Annotated in this window: 17 protein-coding genes; 12 read left to right on the forward strand and 5 right to left on the reverse strand. The window is 38.2% G+C overall.

Annotated elements, in window-relative coordinates; translation table 11 throughout:
- Window positions 1-71: 71 nt before the first annotated feature.
- From leuB to ACIQ2D_RS05350, 10 genes are all read left to right on the forward strand, one after another.
- Entirely contained in the window at window positions 72-1,172 is a 1,101-nt protein-coding gene (gene leuB / locus ACIQ2D_RS05305; protein WP_402860489.1) for a 3-isopropylmalate dehydrogenase, read from the forward strand.
- A 16-nt stretch (window positions 1,173-1,188) separates the two neighbouring features.
- Window positions 1,189-2,598, forward strand: coding sequence for a 3-isopropylmalate dehydratase large subunit (gene leuC, locus ACIQ2D_RS05310; RefSeq protein WP_402860492.1), 1,410 nt, complete (start codon window positions 1,189-1,191; stop codon window positions 2,596-2,598).
- Window positions 2,599-2,631: 33 nt separating this feature from the next.
- Entirely contained in the window at window positions 2,632-3,222 is a 591-nt protein-coding gene (leuD, locus tag ACIQ2D_RS05315) for a 3-isopropylmalate dehydratase small subunit (protein WP_402860495.1), read from the forward strand.
- A gap of 311 nt (window positions 3,223-3,533) precedes the next feature.
- Entirely contained in the window at window positions 3,534-4,511 is a 978-nt protein-coding gene (locus tag ACIQ2D_RS05320; RefSeq protein ID WP_402860498.1) for a LacI family DNA-binding transcriptional regulator, read from the forward strand.
- Window positions 4,512-4,515: 4 nt separating this feature from the next.
- Window positions 4,516-5,397 carry a ribokinase gene (rbsK, locus tag ACIQ2D_RS05325; RefSeq protein ID WP_402860501.1) on the forward strand — a complete coding sequence of 294 codons (882 nt, stop codon included), beginning with the start codon at window positions 4,516-4,518 and terminating at the stop codon, window positions 5,395-5,397.
- The gene (gene rbsD, locus ACIQ2D_RS05330; protein ID WP_402860504.1) at window positions 5,394-5,783 is read left to right on the forward strand and encodes a D-ribose pyranase; all 390 of its coding nucleotides are present in this window, start codon (window positions 5,394-5,396) and stop codon (window positions 5,781-5,783) included. The genes rbsK and rbsD overlap by 4 nt, the downstream gene beginning before the upstream one ends.
- A 17-nt stretch (window positions 5,784-5,800) precedes the next feature.
- Window positions 5,801-7,297: a sugar ABC transporter ATP-binding protein gene (locus tag ACIQ2D_RS05335; protein WP_402860507.1), complete on the forward strand. Its 1,497-nt coding sequence runs from the start codon at window positions 5,801-5,803 to the stop codon at window positions 7,295-7,297.
- On the forward strand, window positions 7,284-8,225 hold the full coding sequence (gene rbsC / locus ACIQ2D_RS05340; RefSeq protein WP_402860510.1) for a ribose ABC transporter permease: 942 nt from the start codon (window positions 7,284-7,286) through the stop codon (window positions 8,223-8,225). The genes ACIQ2D_RS05335 and rbsC overlap by 14 nt, the downstream gene beginning before the upstream one ends.
- A 15-nt stretch (window positions 8,226-8,240) precedes the next feature.
- Window positions 8,241-9,158: a ribose ABC transporter substrate-binding protein RbsB gene (rbsB, locus tag ACIQ2D_RS05345; protein WP_402860513.1), complete on the forward strand. Its 918-nt coding sequence runs from the start codon at window positions 8,241-8,243 to the stop codon at window positions 9,156-9,158.
- 252 nt (window positions 9,159-9,410) lie between these two features.
- Complete coding sequence (locus ACIQ2D_RS05350) at window positions 9,411-11,270, forward strand: dynamin family protein (protein WP_402860516.1); 1,860 nt, start codon at window positions 9,411-9,413, stop codon at window positions 11,268-11,270.
- Window positions 11,271-11,371: 101 nt separating this feature from the next.
- On the opposite strand, the gene ACIQ2D_RS05355 is transcribed toward ACIQ2D_RS05350, so the two are convergent.
- Window positions 11,372-12,055, reverse strand: coding sequence for a DNA alkylation repair protein (locus ACIQ2D_RS05355; RefSeq protein WP_402860519.1), 684 nt, complete (start codon window positions 12,053-12,055; stop codon window positions 11,372-11,374).
- 65 nt (window positions 12,056-12,120) lie between these two features.
- Here ACIQ2D_RS05355 and ACIQ2D_RS05360 point away from each other — a divergent pair, with 65 nt between their 5' ends.
- Window positions 12,121-12,303 carry a hypothetical protein gene (locus ACIQ2D_RS05360; protein WP_402860522.1) on the forward strand — a complete coding sequence of 61 codons (183 nt, stop codon included), beginning with the start codon at window positions 12,121-12,123 and terminating at the stop codon, window positions 12,301-12,303.
- A 408-nt stretch (window positions 12,304-12,711) separates the two neighbouring features.
- On the opposite strand, the gene ACIQ2D_RS05365 is transcribed toward ACIQ2D_RS05360, so the two are convergent.
- From ACIQ2D_RS05365 to ACIQ2D_RS05375, 3 genes are all read right to left on the reverse strand, one after another.
- Entirely contained in the window at window positions 12,712-13,692 is a 981-nt protein-coding gene (locus ACIQ2D_RS05365; RefSeq protein WP_402860525.1) for a DUF4030 domain-containing protein, read from the reverse strand.
- A 162-nt stretch (window positions 13,693-13,854) separates the two neighbouring features.
- Complete coding sequence (locus tag ACIQ2D_RS05370; RefSeq protein ID WP_402860528.1) at window positions 13,855-14,364, reverse strand: ferritin; 510 nt, start codon at window positions 14,362-14,364, stop codon at window positions 13,855-13,857.
- A gap of 140 nt (window positions 14,365-14,504) precedes the next feature.
- Window positions 14,505-15,140 (reverse strand): Bax inhibitor-1/YccA family protein, encoded by a 636-nt coding sequence (locus tag ACIQ2D_RS05375; protein WP_402860531.1) that lies wholly within the window; start codon window positions 15,138-15,140, stop codon window positions 14,505-14,507.
- 187 nt (window positions 15,141-15,327) lie between these two features.
- Between ACIQ2D_RS05375 and ACIQ2D_RS05380 the strand changes: the two genes are divergently transcribed.
- A complete protein-coding gene (locus ACIQ2D_RS05380; RefSeq protein WP_402860534.1) occupies window positions 15,328-16,083 on the forward strand; it encodes an alpha/beta fold hydrolase in 756 nt (251 codons plus the stop codon).
- 44 nt (window positions 16,084-16,127) lie between these two features.
- Here the strand turns inward: ACIQ2D_RS05380 and ACIQ2D_RS05385 are convergent, their stop codons facing one another.
- Window positions 16,128-16,886, reverse strand: a complete 759-nt coding sequence (locus ACIQ2D_RS05385; protein ID WP_402860536.1) for a TerC family protein — start codon at window positions 16,884-16,886, stop codon at window positions 16,128-16,130.
- Between the last annotated feature and the right edge of the window lie 291 nt (window positions 16,887-17,177).

The following is a 17,177-nucleotide window of genomic DNA, read 5'->3' on the forward strand; positions in this document are numbered from 1 at the left end:
GCGCGTTTTTAGCGCACGTTCACTCAATAGAAAATTGGCGCACGCGCTATACAAAGAAAGGTGTTTTTACGATGGAGAAAAAAATAACAGTACTTCCTGGTGACGGAATTGGACCAGAAGTTGTCGCTTCTGCTGTACGAGTATTACAAGTAATTGGCAAGCGATTCAACCATACATTCCATTTAAGTTATGCAACAATCGGAGGTGCTGCTATCGATCAGCACAATAATCCACTTCCTGATGAAACAATTGAAATGTGTGAGAGTAGTGACGCCATTTTACTAGGAGCTGTTGGCGGTCCAAAATGGGATAATAACGCACCTGAATTACGTCCAGAAAAAGGGTTATTACGTATTCGTAAGCACTTTGATTTATTTGCAAATTTACGTCCAGTAAAGGCGTTCCCGAGTTTACTAGATGCTTCACCATTAAAACGTGAAGTAGCCGAAAACGTAGATTTAATGATCGTACGTGAATTAACAGGCGGCGTATACTTCGGGGAACCACGTATGCGTACTGAAAATGGCGCAATTGATACAACAGTTTACTCAACTGCAGAAATTGAACGTATCGTTGAAAATGCTTTTGAATTAGCACGTTTACGTGGAGGCAAATTATGCTCTGTAGATAAAGCAAACGTTCTTGAAACAAGTCGTTTATGGCGTGAAGTGGTTGAAGCAAAGAAAAAAGGCTACCCAGATGTGCAAGTTGAACATAACTTAGTAGACTCTGTGGCAATGAAACTAATAACAAATCCAGGACATTATGATGTCGTGGTAACGGAAAATATGTTTGGTGATATTTTAAGTGATGAGGCTTCTGTTATTACAGGTTCTCTTGGCGTGTTACCATCAGCTTCAATTCGTGGTGATAACTTTGGACTTTATGAGCCAGTCCATGGTTCTGCTCCAGAATTAGCAGGCCAAGGTGTAGCAAACCCAGCTGCAACAATTCTTTCAGTAGCGATGATGCTGCAATATTCATTTGGTTTAAAAGAAGAAGCAGCAGAGATTGAACGTGCCGTAAATTCTGTATTCGAAGATGGTTACTTCACTGCTGATTTAACTCGTGATGGTGCTCGCACGCTTTCAACGAATGAATGGACAGATAAAGTAATTAATGAAATTGATACTAGCTTTGTATCAGAAAGCATTATGACAACATACATTTAAGAAATAGGTGAAGACAATGGGAAAAAATATAATTGAAAAGATTTGGGATAAACATGTTGTTTATCAGGAAGAGGGCAAACCGGACCTGTTATATATTGATCTTCATTTAATTCATGAAGTAACATCTCCGCAAGCTTTCGAAGGTCTACGTATAAACGGAAGAAAAGTACGTCGACCAGATTTAAGCTTTGCTACTATGGACCACAACGTACCGACGAAAAATTTACCAACAATCAATGATCCAATCGCAAAAAATCAAATCGAAACATTAGCAAAAAATGCTGCGGAATTCGGTGTTGAGCTTGCGGGTATGGGCCACCCAGACCAAGGGATTGTGCACGTTATCGGACCAGAATTAGGCTTAACACAACCTGGTAAAACTATTGTTTGTGGTGATTCTCATACATCTACACATGGTGCATTTGGTGCAATTGCATTTGGTATCGGTACATCGGAAGTTGAGCACGTAATGTCTACACAAACATTATGGCAAAACAAACCTAAAACAATGGAAATCCGTGTGGAAGGTGAACTTCCTGTTGGTGTTGCAGCAAAAGATATTATTTTAGCGATAATTGCAAAGTTCGGCATTGGTGTTGGAACAGGGCATATTGTGGAATTCACTGGAGAGGCAATCCACAAGCTTTCTATGGAAGAGCGTATGACAATTTGTAACATGTCAATCGAAGCAGGAGCAAAGGCAGGTCTTGTATCACCCGACCAAATTACAGTGGACTATATTCGAGGACGTCGTTACGCACCACAAGGCGAGAAATTTGAGGAAGCAACAGCTTACTGGTTAGGTTTAGTTTCAGATGAAGATGCAACATATGATGAAGTTCGTATCATCCAAGCAGAAGAAATCGAACCTATCGTAACATGGGGTACAAACCCATCAATGGGATCTGGCGTCTCACAAAATGTGCCAACTCGAGCAGATTACGAGGACGAATCAGATAAAGCAGCACTTCAAAAAGCACTGGCTTACATGGGATTAGAAGAAGGGCAACCACTTACATCAATTGATATTCAACATGTATTTATTGGCTCATGCACTAACTCTCGTTTAAGTGATTTACGTGCAGCTGCAAACGTTATTCAAGGGCGCAAAGTACATGAAAACGTAACAGCTATAGTGGTGCCCGGTTCTCATACAACGAAAAAACTTGCTGAAGAAGAAGGTTTAGACAAAATCTTTACAGAGGCTGGCTTTGAGTGGCGTGAGACTGGCTGTTCAATGTGTTTGGCGATGAATGACGATGTTGTACCAGCTGGTGAGCGTTGTGCATCGACATCAAATCGTAACTTTGAAGGTCGTCAAGGAACAGGAGCTCGTACACACTTAGTATCACCTCCTATGGCAGCTGCCGCAGCTATTGCAGGACATTTCGTGGATGTACGTGAATTCATTAAAGAAACAGTGTAAGAAATTTCTTCGCATTGGAAGGATGATAAGATAATGGAACCAATTAATATCGTAAATAGTGTCACTACGCCACTTGATCGTAAAAATGTAGATACAGACCAAATTATTTCAAAAGAGTTTTTAAAACGTATTGAACGTACTGGATTCGGAGAGTTTTTATTCTTTCACTGGCGCTTTGATGCAGAAGGTAATGAAGTAAAAGACTTCGTATTAAACAAACCAGAATTTAAAGACTCAAAGATTCTAGTTGCCCAAGATAACTTCGGTTGTGGTTCATCACGTGAGCATGCACCATGGGCAATTCTTGACTACGGCTTTAACGTTGTCATTGCACCATCATTTGCAGACATCTTCCATAATAACTGCTACAAAAATGGGATTTTACCAATTAAACTAACTGAAGTAGAGTGCGATGAAATTTTAGCGAAAGGTTTAACAGCACCATACAGTGTAGAAGTAAACCTTGAAAATCAAACAGTAACTGGTGAAGACGGCAAAGTATATAACTTCAGCATCGATCCTTATTACAAAGAAACGTTATTAAATGGTTGGGATGAAATTGCCTTAACGATTAAATACGAAGAACAAATTGCTGCATACGAAGCGCAACGTGTAGCGTATTAAGTAAAAATGATAGCTGTTTAATAAGTCTTTCTCGACTTATTAAACAGCTATTTTTATATGGGATTTGATATTTTGTTCGTAGTAATTAATGAAATTTACGTTCTTTGTTATAAAACAGAACAAAAAAATACTAATGTGTATCATTTTCTGTTGACAAATTAGAATAGCTATTTTATATTGGTGTAACTGATTACACATTTAGGTCATACTGATTGGGCATTTACGTTATACTCAACACATTAAAAAATAGTAGATATTTGAATGTGTAACCGATTACACATCGAATTATACCTCCTTAAAGGATGATGGCGATGGCGAACATTAAAGATGTTGCAAAGCATGCTAACGTGTCTGTAGCAACGGTTTCACGATTTTTAAATAAAAAAGGCTATGTGAGTGAGGCTGCTAAGGAAGGTATTGAGGCGGCGATTGCGGTACTTAATTATCGTCCTAATCAAGTGGCACGTTCTCTTAGTACAAAACAAACCAATTTAATTGGTCTCATTGTACCGGATATTACGAACCCATTTTTTCCAGAGCTAGCAAGAGCGGTAGAAGATATTGCGCTTTCTTATGGATATACGGTTGTGCTTTGTAATTCGGATGAAAAGGCAGAAAAAGAAGAATTATATATTAATATGTTGACGCAAAAATATGTCGCAGGTTTTATTGTCACGACTAATTTGTTAAAGGCGCCACATTATGAGGATGTCTCTGCTCCTATAGTAGCACTTGACCGTACAATCAACTCTTCGATTCCTACTGTTGCAACAGACAACGTAGAAGGGGCGCGTATTGGCACTGAATATTTACTTACGTGCGGCGCGAAAAACATTGTTTGTATGCGAGGTCCAGTGGGTCTAGGTCCGGCAGATGATCGAGTAATAGGATTTTTGCAGGCAACTTCAGGGAAAGCTGTACAAACACGAATTATTGAATGTCCGTTTTCTTTTGAATCTGCTGAAAAAATTGCGGAACAGATTTTACTGGATTTCCCCGATATTGATGGGATTTTTGCTAGTAGCGATACTTCGGCTATTGCTGCGCTAAAGGTGGCTCAGTCGATGGGGAGACTTGTACCAAATGATTTGCAAATTGTCGGTTTTGATGGTGTACAGCTTGGAAACATGGTGTCACCAGGCTTAACGACAGTTGCTCAAGATATTTATAAAATGGGTGCCCATGCAACGAGAATGCTCATAAAGATGATTGAAGACAGTTCTTTACAAGAGAAAAATGTCACAGTATCTGCCGAGTTGATTGTGCGTGGCACGACGAGAAAGGACTAAAAATATGATTACAGTCATTGGTAGTTTAAATATGGACTTAGCAGTACAAATGAATGTTTTCCCGAAGCAGGGAGAGACGATTCTTGGTGAATTATTCAAGACAATACCAGGAGGAAAAGGGGCCAATCAAGCAGTTGCTGCAGCTCGTTTGGGTAGTCAAGTGACAATGGTCGGCTGTGTCGGCGATGATGGATTCGGAGAAACGATGCGTACGATTTTGCACAATGAAAATATCAACGTGGATGCAGTAAAAACAACGAATGCTCCGACAGGAATTGCGAATATTTTAGTGCATGAAAACGATAATCGCATCATTGTCGTTCCCGGTGCAAATTATGAAATGAGCCCAGCCCATATTGACGCAGTGAAGGATGTTATTCAAAACAGCCAAATGGTCATTATGCAGCTAGAGATTCCTATTGAAACGACTGAATATGCATTAAAGATGTGTAAAGAAGCAAAGGTGCCGGTACTTTTTAATCCAGCACCAGCAGCAAATTTTGATATCAAATGGATGGACGATATTACGTATATTACGCCAAATGAAACGGAATGTGCGCTATTATTTGGTGAAGATTTTGAGCAAGCATTAGAAAAGTATCCTAATAAATTGATTGTAACGCTTGGCAGTGACGGTGCACGTTTCTTTGATGGAGAGCATCATATTCATGTGCCTGGGTATATGACAAAAGCAGTCGACACAACTGGAGCAGGCGATACATTTAACGGAGCGTTAGCACATGCATTAGTGGAAGGACAATCACTGGATGAGGCTGTGTATTTTGCAAATATTGCTGGTTCTTTATCTGTTGAGAAATTTGGTGCTCAATCGGGTATGCCAACATTGAATGCGGTATATGCCCGTTTAGGGGGCTATGAAGAATGAAAAAACAAGGGATATTAAACCGTGAGCTTGCAGGTATTTTTGCAAAGCTTGGTCATACCGATCAAATTGTGATCGCAGACTGCGGGTTACCAATTCCAGAAAGTGTTACATGCATCGATTTAGCCTATAAACTTGGCGAACCAAGCTTTTTAACGATTTTAGACACTGTGTTGGATGATTTAAAAGTAGAGCATGCCTATTTAGCGGAAGAAATAAAAGATGGGAATCCACTTGTATACGGGGCAGTACAGGAGAAGTTATCACAAATTGCGTATATAACGCATGAACAATTTAAGGAACAAACAAAAATAGCAAAAGTCATAATTCGTACCGGTGAAACAACGCCTTACGCAAATGTGATTTTGCAAAGTGGTGTCATTTTTTAGGAAGAAGGTACGTAGTCATGATTGAAATGTCTAATATATCGAAAGCATTTAGTGGAAATGTTGTACTGCAAGATGTACAGTTTTCAATCGCTGACGGTGAAATTCACGCGCTAATGGGTGAAAATGGTGCTGGTAAATCAACGTTAATGAAGATATTAACAGGCATTTATGCGCGTGATACAGGAGAAGTAAAAGTAGATGGAAAGCCGGTTGTTTTTCATTCGCCTAAAGAAGCAGAAGCACTTGGGATTGCAGTGATTCACCAAGAATTAAACATCTTGCCTGCATTAACAGTGGCAGAAAATTTGTTTTTAGGGAATGAAAAAACATATGGTCGTACGGGTATTTTAAAAACACGAGAAATGAATAAAGAAGCGAGTCAAATTTTAGCTAAACTTGGGCTTGAATTAGATGTTCGTCAACTTGCAGGGGAACTATCAGTCGGCAAACAACAAATTATTGAAATTGCCAAAGCGATTGCTAGTGATGCAAAGTACATCATTATGGATGAACCAACAGCGGCACTTACAGACCGTGAAATCGAAACGTTATTTACGACGATCCATGAACTAAAGGCTAAAGGCATTTCATTCGTCTACATTTCTCACCGTATGGAAGAGATTTTTGCGATTTGTGACCGTATTACAATCTTACGTGATGGGCAATATGTTGGCGTTCGTACGATTAAAGACACGACATTCGATGAAATTGTACAAATGATGGTAGGGCGTGAGCTTGGGGAGCGTTTCCCAGAACGTCATGCGAAAATCGGCGAAGTCAAACTAGAAGTGAAAAATTTGAGCTGCGACAATGTATGTCAAAATATCGATTTTTCAGTACGTAAAGGTGAAGTGTTGGCGGTTGCTGGTTTGATGGGTGCTGGCCGTACCGAGGTAGCACAAGCAATTTTCGGTTATCGAAAGAAAAATGCAGGTGAGATTGTCATCGATGGGCAAGAAGTATCCATTGGCAATCCGATTCAAGCGATGAATCATAAAATTGCATTTGTGACGGAAGATCGTAAATCAGAAGGCTTAGTTCTGGATTTCTCCATTAAAGACAACATGATGTTGACGAACTTAGAGAAAATTTCAAAAGCAGGGATTGTCCATAAAGTACGTGAAGACGAAATTTGCCAAGGCTATATGGAGCAATTACGTATTCGTGCTGCCAGTGCCAATCTGGCTGTTAAATCACTAAGTGGTGGGAATCAGCAGAAGGTGGTTATTGCCAAATGGCTAGGTACAGAGCCTGAAATACTTATATTAGATGAACCGACCCGCGGTGTGGATATCGGCGCGAAAAAGGAGATTTATTCGATCATTAATGAGCTTGCCGAACAAGGTGTGGCGATTATTATGATCTCATCGGAGTTACCAGAAATTATTGGAATGGCAGATCGCGTACTCGTTATGCATGAAGGTAAACAAACAGCTATTTTACAACAAGATGAACTAACACAAGAAACTATCATGCATTATGCAACAGGAGGGGAAAAAGATGTTCAAATCTAATTCCAAAGCGTTGCTATCCAAGCTGGGTCCACTATTAGGACTATTACTAATTGTTATTATTATAACGATTTTAAATCCAAGCTTTGCGACAGCTTCAAACATTTTAAACGTACTACGTCAAGTATCCATTAGTGCACTTATTGCCTTTGGTATGACATTTATTATTTTAACGGGTGGTATCGATTTATCGGTCGGCTCTACATTAGCACTAACAGGGGCTGTGGCAGCAAGTATGCTTGCCAGCGGCATGGATCCAATTTTAACAATGTTTGTTGCGTTATTACTAGGAACAATTCTAGGTGCAATTAACGGAATTATTATTGCTAAAGGAAAAGTGGCACCATTTATTGCAACTTTAGCAACAATGACCATCTATCGTGGGTTAACGCTTGTTTATACAGAAGGCCGTCCCATTTCTGGTTTAGGTGATTCAATCTCGTTCCAAATGCTTGGTAAGGGTTATTTTTTTGGAATTCCTGTGCCGGTTGTGACAACAGCACTTGCTTTTGGTGTTTTATATTTCATCTTACATAAAACGACATTTGGTCGCCGTGTGTATGCCGTAGGTGGCAATGAAGACGCGTCTCGTTTATCTGGTATAAATGTAGACCGCGTGAAAATTATGGTGTACTCATTGACAGGTACGCTTGCGGCATTATCTGCGCTGATTTTAACGTCACGCCTAAACTCTGCTCAGCCAACTGCAGGGACATCTTATGAACTTGATGCCATTGCAGCTGTTGTACTAGGGGGTACAAGCCTAACAGGTGGACGCGGTTGGATTTTCGGTACGTTAGTGGGTGCACTCATTATTGGTGTACTGAATAATGGACTGAACTTAATCGGGGTATCATCCTTCTTCCAACAAGTTGTAAAGGGTGCGGTGATCTTAATTGCGGTATTAATCGACCGTAAAAAAACAGTGTAGGAAAGAGGTAAACACATGAAGAAGTTAAACTTATTATTCGCTGCGTTTGCGCTTGTATTCGTGTTAGCAGCTTGTTCATTAGAGAGTGGAAGTTCTTCAAAAGCTGGCGATAAAACATTAAACGATACTATGACAATTGGTTTCTCCATTTCAACATTGAATAACCCATTTTTCGTCACATTAAACGAAGGTGCGAAAGTTAAAGCTGCAGAATTAGGTGCAAAACTAACAGTAGCAGATGCACAAGATAACGCATCAAAACAAACAAGTGACGTAGAAGATTTAATTCAGCAAGGTGTAGACTTATTATTAATCAACCCAGTTGACTCAGCAGCAGTAGCATCAGCCGTAGAAGCGGCGAATGCAGCCGGTATTCCAGTTATTACTGTGGACCGTACTTCTGAGGGTGGTGAAGTAGTATCTCACATTGCTTCTGATAATGCAGCAGGTGGCGTACTAGCTGGTGAATACTTAGCAGAACTTCTTGGCAAGGGCGCAAAAATAGTAGAACTTGAAGGTGTTCCAGGTTCATCTGCTGCGCGTGATCGTGGGGAAGGCTTTAACAAAGCAATCGATGGACAGTTAAAAGTTGTCGCTAAACAAACAGCAAACTTTAATCGTGCAGAAGGCTTAACAGTTATGGAGAATATTTTACAAGCAAACCCTAAAGTAGTTGGTGTATTTGCACATAATGATGAGATGGCTTTAGGTGCCTTAGAAGCAATCGAGGCAAGTGGTAAAGATATTAAAGTGATTGGCTTCGATGCAACCGATGATGCCCAAGCAGCAGTAAAAGCTGGTACAATGGCTGCAACAGTTGCACAAAAACCAGATGAAATTGGCTTTAAAGCGGTTGAAACTGCCATCCAATATTTAAAAGGTGAAACTGTAGGCGCTAGTGTTCCAGTAGAGCTTGAACTCATAAAAAAGTAACTCGTTAATAGATGAACCTCTCTTTCAATTGGAAGAGAGGTTCTCGTAATTTATTCTTGAGTAAAATATATTATTGATGTGTATTTGGTATAAAAATAAAGATAATAGAAGAAATCCTTGTGAAAGAAATCCTATTTGTGACAATCTCAGATAAGTAAATTGTCCTTTTTTTCAGTATATTGTAATTACTATATAAGGAATGGGAGAATCTCATTTATAATAGAAGAATAGTTATATAAGGGGGTTTGGGGTATGACGAATTTAGATGAAAAGTTAGTTGAGAATCTAGCTTCTACTAATATTGTTCTCCCGCAGCTTGTTGATAGTTTACGTCAACTGCATGGCATGATAATACAAAATACATATGTAAAAGATACGTCTAAGCATTTAGATCGGATTATTCAAGATGCCAACAATCAGACAATGGTGTTAATTGTTGGAAAAGAGCGTGTAGGGAAGACAACGCTTGTAAATGGTTTACTAGGTCGTACGATTTTACCTGTTAATGACTGTAATCCGACAGGCGTGAATACATTTCTACGCTATGGGGAGCAGGAGAAAATCAAAGCCTATTTTTTAGATGGCGTAATAGCAGTTTTTGATATTAGTAAGCTTGAGTTGTTAACAACAGGTGATACATCTGCTTCTAAAATTTTACGTGAACATTTAGATTACTTAGAAGTATATGTGAAACATGAATTGCTAAAATCAGTGACGATTATTGACTCGGTTTCTCTAGAAGCAGGTAATGGCGATAAGGCGTATTTTCCTGAATCACTACTAAATCGTGTCGATGAAATTTATTGGGTGTTACGTAGTGGCTCAAGGGCTATTGATGCAGAAGTTAAGTTAATGGAAGCGTTAAAAAACAAAGGAAAAGAGCCGCTTTGTGTTGTCAATGCCATCGATATTAAGAATACGGAACCAGAAGCATTTATCATAAGTGAAAAGGCACGTATCGGACATTTAATGAGTGGCTTCGTGACTGTTTCAGCTAAAGATGCGTTAGAAGCCCAACGTACTGAAGATGAGTTGCTATGGCGAGAGAGCCAATATGCTGAACTCGTTAAGCAAATTAACCATGTAGCAGTAAATAGTGATAAAAAGATGTCTGCAATTTTAATCCGTTTTTTACAATGGTTAGAGCGATTCCGCTTTGAATTAACGATTATTCCTCAGCGAGAACCGTTCAAATCTGCGGTGCAAAACATTGAAAAGTATACGGATGATTCACAATATGAATTTTCGCGCTATCAAAGAGATTTAGCTATCGTTTCAGAATATGAGCAAGAATATAAACAAGTAACAGAAGTATTTACGAATGTACATACACTCTATCAGCTTTTGCAAACAATTGCTCAGTATGATTTTTTACAGGATCGTATCGTGGATGTTTTTTCAGAAAAAGTAATTGCCTATCAGCAAGTGCTTCGAGAATACCGAAGTATGCATAGTGAATATATTCGTGAATATGATCGACTTGACGCACAGCATAAAAAAATTCATGGGAAAGGACTCATGAAAGCAATTTTTGGTCATCACACACAAAATGAATTTTTCAAAGAGCGTGTTGATAAACTGAATGAACAGCAAGAAGTTTGTGTTAATTCATATAACCAGATACATGTGGCAGAAGCTGCATTGCTAAAAGATATCGATGTAATACAACGTTATTTAATAGAGCTAACGAAAAAACGCCTATCACAAATTGAACAAAAAGTCGTAGAATTAAACAATCAGCGTGCAAAAGAAAAACGTCAATTACAAGCGTATGCTGCAAAATTAAATGAATTCACATGTTTAATTGATGCACAGAGATATTTAAAGGATTCCATTGAACCGTTCTTAGTGGATGAGGACTTGCCATTAAGTGACAAAAATCGTCAGATGCTAAAAGAAACAATCCATAGTATTTCTACAATTGATTTATCGAATAATGGTTTATTGGTACGTAGCCATATGAATAATCAAATGGAAAGTAAAGCGATCCCGTTTGATTTTGAAGAAAAATATCCACTACATGCACTAGCGTTAACAGAACTAGATATAAAATCAAACGATATTCCAGAAATTCCAAAAAAACTCGATATTCAATACGGTAGTGAATCTTAACAAATAATGAAGAGGTTATTATGGTATACAATTTATTTTTGATAAGTCGTATACCATAATCCACAATTCAAAGAAACGTGAATGAACAAGTTCTAGTAAAATTATTTCCGTCTCATTGCTCGAATCATTGTTTTCGTTTCTTTATCGATGCGTAATGATTCCGTAATTTTTTGATGTGCTTTATTGTACGTAAAGAGATCGAGGTTGTTGTTTTGTAAGTATGGCATCGTCTCCTGTGGCATTTTAATGTAACAAATAGACACAGCCCAAGCAACAGCCATTTTCACGTAATAGTCCTCATGAGAAACATCATCGAGCAGCTGCAATGTTTTTTGAAGATATTGCTCATCAACATAATAATTCAGTAGCATGACTACAGCAAAGCGAATGTCGTATGCTTCTTTTGATTTAAAGTAAGGCTGTAAGAAATCCCAAACAAGTGCTTGATTGGATTTCGTGAATTTAAGCCCTGAGCAAAAGCTATCACAAACCGACCAGTTATCGATTTTAGGGATAAACTGCGCGATCAGTGGTAGCTTTTCTTGTGGTGATGCCTTTATATAGCCAATGACCATGCCTTGCAGTAATAACTCCTCAAAATATGTATCCTCAGCTGTTTGCAAAAAGTGTAGTGGTTCGCCTTTAGCAATATCTTTGGCAAGTGTTCGTAGTAGTGGAACACGTACACCAATTATTGTACTCGCATCAATATTGGGAATTAATGCGGATGAAAATTTTTGATAGCCCAGATCTTGTAGGGCGAATAATTGTTCACGAATTGTCATTATAAACACTCCTTCCTTTGTATTGTACTTGGAAAAATGAACTTTGAAAATAAAAGTACAATAAAATGAAAAAGGTTGAACGATTTCAAACATTGGGCTGTCTAGTAGATAGAAGGATGATGGAAGAGGTGAGGACCTTGGATGAAACAGTGCTAGTGAAACGCGCGATGGCGGGTGATGAAACATCATTTTTACAGGTGCAAAAAATATATGAAAATACAATGCATCGTACGGCATATGCGTATTAAAAAATGAACATGATTCAATTGAGGCGGTGCAAGAGGCGACATATCGTAGCTAGAAAAAGATACATACCTTAAAAGTGGAACATGACTTGTCCGCATTTATTTCTCTCAGTATGAAAATTATTTACAAGGTGAGGCGGAGATCGAAGTGCCTTTACAATAAAAAAATTTATGGGCTGTCCTAAAAGAAAAGATAGTATGCTGAGAGTACTTTTAGTATTTTATCTTTTTGATATACAGGTAAAAATACGCGTAGACTCCTGCGGGAATAGCACAAGAAGTAAGACGCAACAAACCGCGTGTAGCGAGGGTTGCGACTTACGCTGTGCCCGCGGAAAGCGAAGCGGATTTTTACCATATAGAAAGGTAGTTGTTCTGCTTAAAGAGACTTATAGGACAGCCTCAAGCTTTTTATTTCCATTGAAAGTCTGCTAGCCGAGAGTTTACGCTTTCAAAGGGCGTATTATCTCTGCTATAAATTACAATTTTGTATTGACCATCTGGCATGAAACTTGTTGCTTTTTTAGATAAAAGAATATCCTCCATCATTTCTTCAATTTTATGTGCTTGCTTTTTAGAGTTTGCATTAGATGTACTGAGCGCTGTTAATACGGAAAAAGTAATGGGTGTGTCAAAGGAATAGTAAACTCTCGTTACTTGGTATTCCCCATTTTTACTTAATTCCCCGATCATCGTGTTGATAACTGGTTGTAATTTTTGTGCGATTTTCTCTTTTTCAGAATCCACATAAAACGGCTTAATGGTAAAAGGCTCCATACCTTGCTCTTTTACAATGCTATTAACTACTCGTATAATATCGCCGATTTTCGTTTCCTTATCTGATAGTACGAGTGGAATAAAGTTTTCTACATCATTTATCCGTACAAATGCTGAGATGAGCTTATACTCTTGCATTCTAGGATCATTCATAATCGCTTTTTCTAGTTCTTTGGCTTTTTTGATTCTTTTCTTTTCTGCGTCAGTTAGCTTATCCTCCGATTCTTCCAAAGGATAATGGGCAATTTCTACTTTATATGTATCGAGCTCTATTGAATGTAAAAAGACATTTACTTCTTTCTCAATATCGTTTCTCGTATTATTGAAATAGTTTTTTGAACCTTTAATATTCACAGTGATGACTTTTTTCAGGAGGTTCAATCCAACATTTTCAATATCAAAATTTTTGTTGATTAATTGTTCATGAATAGAATTAACGATGGTGTGATTGTCAGGTTTAGGTTTGAAAATTTGATCGAAGAAAGGGGTCTTAGCAAGTGCATTATTAATAGTTGGAGAAGCCAAGGTCCAGGTTGCTATAAACATTAATAAGAGGAAAGCAATAATAATCGGTACCCGTTTTCGGATTTTTCCGTTTCGTTTCTCTTGCTCCATAAATATGTATCCTCCTCTCTTATTAGATTCATATGAAAGGAGGTATCGTGTTACCACTACAATCGACAATTTTTATGGCATTTATTACTACATATTGAAGGGAGTGGGAGAGGAAGATCATAAAAAAACTCATCCACAAAATGTTGCGGATGAGTTTGCTCTTTACGCGTTGTTTGGAGGTGTAAAAGTGCGAGTTGCTAGTTCTCCATCGAGCATAAAGATTGCATTAGAATCTTTTTCGATGCGTTCAATTTTGTGAATCAACGTATCGAATGTCGCTTCTTCTTCTACTTGTTCATCGATGAACCACTTTAAGAAAGCCATCGTCGCGTGCTCTCGTTCATCTAAAGCAATGTCTGATAAGTTATAAATACGTCGTGTCACTTCTTTTTCATGAGACAGTGCTGTTTTAAAAGCATCTAAAATGGAATCAAAATCATTTTCTGGGTTGTCGAAGCCTTGAATTGTTGCACGATAGCCCATATCACTTAAAAAGTTATAAAACTTCATCGCGTGGAAGCGCTCTTCTTCAGCCTGTACTAAAAAGAAATTCGCAAAGCCGTCATATGCTTCAGCTGTACAATAAGCAGCCATTGCCATATACGCATGTGCAGAGTAAAATTCAAAATTCATTTGTTCGTTTAATGCTGTGTGTAGTTTTTCAGATAACATAAAAGTATTCCTCCCTTTGCAATAAATACCATACGATTACTTTATTAGTATACAGTGAATGAAGGGAGTCGTACAAAAAAACATGTTTTTCATAGGAAATGTTGCGCAAAACAATTGATACCAGTTCTCAATTAGAAGAATTAGTTGAATTCGTTTTTCAATCGCCAAATAACTTCTAAAAGATTGGTAAACAGATTGATGAAATCTAAATATAGGTTTAGGGCCATTCTAACAACTTGATCGTCTGACACATAGTTATGGCTTATTTGATTGAAGTCATAGACGGTATAGATACTGAACAGCAACACGGTTACCACAGCTAAAGTGAGTGCTACCATATTGCTCACAGGTATAAACATAAAAATAAGTGAAAATACAATAACAACAACTAACACGGTAAATAAATAGCTTCCCCAATTTGAAATATCCCGATTCATCATAATGCCGAGAAGCGCTAGTATAATGAAAATTGCCACGGTTGACCCAAATACGAGTAAAACTAATTCCTGTCCCAGCTCACCGATGAAAAATTGTGTTATCCAAAATAATAAAACGCCCATTAAAAATGGAATTGTATATATGATGGAGTTGGCAAGCTTCACACTACGTACAAAGCACACGATGATAAGTAGCACAAGACAAATAATCGATAACGGTAACACAATTGCAGGTGGTAATAGTGTTGCGACAAACATACCGACTACTGTTAATACCCACATGCAGGCAAAGTGTTTTAAAATATTATTGATGTTTCGATTGCGTCTAGAAAATGCCATCTGCATAACCCTTTCTGTGTATGAAGTAACTTCATACTATGTATACGAATGAGTATAAAAAAAGATGCGGGGTTGTTTGTGTTTTTTGGTGAATTTTGTTGCTTACTGTGGGGAATTAAAAGCTTTGTGAAACTCTTCCAGCGTTATTTCGTATAGTAGAGTACACATAGGAAGGGAGTTGTTTTATTTGCCAATACATTTTGAGGAATATGGACAGCTGGATGCACCATTGTTAGTCTTTATTCACGGTGGTGGAGTGGGGGGCTGGATGTGGGAGGAACAGATAAAGTTCTTTCAAAGTTTCCATTGCATAGTACCCACTTTGCCAGAGCATGGTGGACAGAAGGGGGGCATTCCTTTTTCAATAAGAGAGAGTGCAAAACTATTGAATGACTTAATCATTGAAAAAGCGAATGGGCAAACAGTCAATGTTGTTGGCTTTTCAATAGGAGCACAAGTGTTAGTTGAGATGCTTAGTTTACAACCTACACTTATCGATAAGGCGATGATTAATAGTGCACTTGCGCGACCAATTGCTTTGCCAAAGAGTATTTTGGGAGTTACAGTAAAGCTTACATACCCACTTATTCGGCAAAAGGCGTTTGCAAAAATGCAGGCAAAAGCGCTTTATATTCCACCTAATTTCTTTGATCGTTATTATGAAGAAAGCTGTTACATTACTGTAGAAGGTCTTACTCGTGTATTAGATGAAAATATGTCTTTCAAAATACCTGAAACCTTTTCAAAGGTTACAAGTAAAATGCTTGTGACAGTTGGTGAGAAGGAGAGGGGAATGATGAAAAAATCTGCACATGATTTAGCCATGCGTAATGCTAATTGCCATAAAATTGTGTGGCCGGATATCGGACATGGTATATCTTTAAAAGAGCCGAGACTATTCAATGATATACTAGCAAAATGGTTGTGTGATGAAGTAATATAAAAAATCGCCAAGACTTTAAGTCATGGCGATTTTTTTATGCACAATTATGCATGTTTCTTTTGATTTTTTACTCCGATTAAATAACCACCTACAGCAATTGCAAGTAAGACAATCCAGAACGTTGTTTTCCATACTGTTGAGTGTGGGAAATCGTGTGGAATGATGCCTAGTTTTTCATGCGCTAACGCAAGTACTGCAAGTTTTACACCTACCCAGCCAACGATTAAAAATGCAGCTGTTTCAAGTGATGGGAATTTGTCTAGAACTTTTACGAACCAACGTGCTGCAAATCGCATCATAATAACGCCGATCAGACCACCTAGGAACATAACCCCGAATTGACCAGCATTAATGCCACCAATATCAAAGTTACCTAAATGAGGCAGTGTTACTGCAATAGCTACAGCAGCTAAAATAGAATCGACTGCAAACGCGATGTCTGCCAATTCAACTTTTAAAACTGTCATCCAGAAACCAGATTGTTTCTTAGGTTCCTTAATTTCATCAGGCTCATTATTCCCCTTAAAGGTGTCGTATAAATGCTTACCTGACATAATTAATAAGTATGCGGCACCAATTGCTTGGATTTGCCAGAAGTTCACTAGTATTGTAATTAAGAATAGAGCAGCGAAGCGGAAAACAAATGCCCCAACTAACCCGTATAATAATGCTTTTTGTTGTTGATCTTTCGGTAAATGTTTGACCATAACAGCCATTACGACAGCGTTATCTGCTGCTAATAAACCTTCAAGAACGATTAATACGACAAGTACCCATGCGTATTCTAATAATATTGCTTCCAATTTTTGTCCTCCTTAAAATAAATGGTAGAAAAAAGAATATTTCTCTCTCATGCAATTTCCCCTATTTTAGGCAAAAGAAAAAGACCCATGCCTAATAAATAGGCAAAGGTCTTGCTAAGCAAATATCGGTCTATTATGTAGACAAATATTTTGTACCTGTCGCTACGCTTTCGGTACATAAAACATTTGCGCTATTGCACAAATGTTTTTGCTATCACACCCGATGGCAAGAGCCATGTAATGACGGATGTGAAACCAGATGCATCGTTCGCATCTGCTAGCTACTCCCCT

The sequence above is a fragment of the Lysinibacillus sp. NPDC097287 genome (assembly GCF_044761695.1).
In the GTDB taxonomy this organism is placed as follows: domain Bacteria; phylum Bacillota; class Bacilli; order Bacillales_A; family Planococcaceae; genus Lysinibacillus.

Bases quoted from the DNA above. Each gene is read 5' to 3' on its own strand.
- ACIQ2D_RS05355 (WP_402860519.1), bottom strand. From the start codon at position 12,055: ATGACAATTCGTGAACAATTATTCGCCCTACAAGATCTGGGCTATCAA.
- ACIQ2D_RS05320 (WP_402860498.1), top strand. From the start codon at position 3,534: ATGGCGAACATTAAAGATGTTGCAAAGCATGCTAACGTGTCTGTAGCA.
- ACIQ2D_RS05350 (WP_402860516.1), top strand. From the start codon at position 9,411: ATGACGAATTTAGATGAAAAGTTAGTTGAGAATCTAGCTTCTACTAAT.
- rbsB (WP_402860513.1), top strand. From the start codon at position 8,241: ATGAAGAAGTTAAACTTATTATTCGCTGCGTTTGCGCTTGTATTCGTG.
- leuD (WP_402860495.1), top strand. From the start codon at position 2,632: ATGGAACCAATTAATATCGTAAATAGTGTCACTACGCCACTTGATCGT.
- ACIQ2D_RS05335 (WP_402860507.1), top strand. From the start codon at position 5,801: ATGATTGAAATGTCTAATATATCGAAAGCATTTAGTGGAAATGTTGTA.
- ACIQ2D_RS05370 (WP_402860528.1), bottom strand. From the start codon at position 14,364: ATGTTATCTGAAAAACTACACACAGCATTAAACGAACAAATGAATTTT.
- leuC (WP_402860492.1), top strand. From the start codon at position 1,189: ATGGGAAAAAATATAATTGAAAAGATTTGGGATAAACATGTTGTTTAT.
- rbsD (WP_402860504.1), top strand. From the start codon at position 5,394: ATGAAAAAACAAGGGATATTAAACCGTGAGCTTGCAGGTATTTTTGCA.
- leuB (WP_402860489.1), top strand. From the start codon at position 72: ATGGAGAAAAAAATAACAGTACTTCCTGGTGACGGAATTGGACCAGAA.
- rbsC (WP_402860510.1), top strand. From the start codon at position 7,284: ATGTTCAAATCTAATTCCAAAGCGTTGCTATCCAAGCTGGGTCCACTA.
- ACIQ2D_RS05360 (WP_402860522.1), top strand. From the start codon at position 12,121: ATGAAAAAGGTTGAACGATTTCAAACATTGGGCTGTCTAGTAGATAGA.
- ACIQ2D_RS05365 (WP_402860525.1), bottom strand. From the start codon at position 13,692: ATGGAGCAAGAGAAACGAAACGGAAAAATCCGAAAACGGGTACCGATT.
- ACIQ2D_RS05375 (WP_402860531.1), bottom strand. From the start codon at position 15,140: ATGGCATTTTCTAGACGCAATCGAAACATCAATAATATTTTAAAACAC.
- rbsK (WP_402860501.1), top strand. From the start codon at position 4,516: ATGATTACAGTCATTGGTAGTTTAAATATGGACTTAGCAGTACAAATG.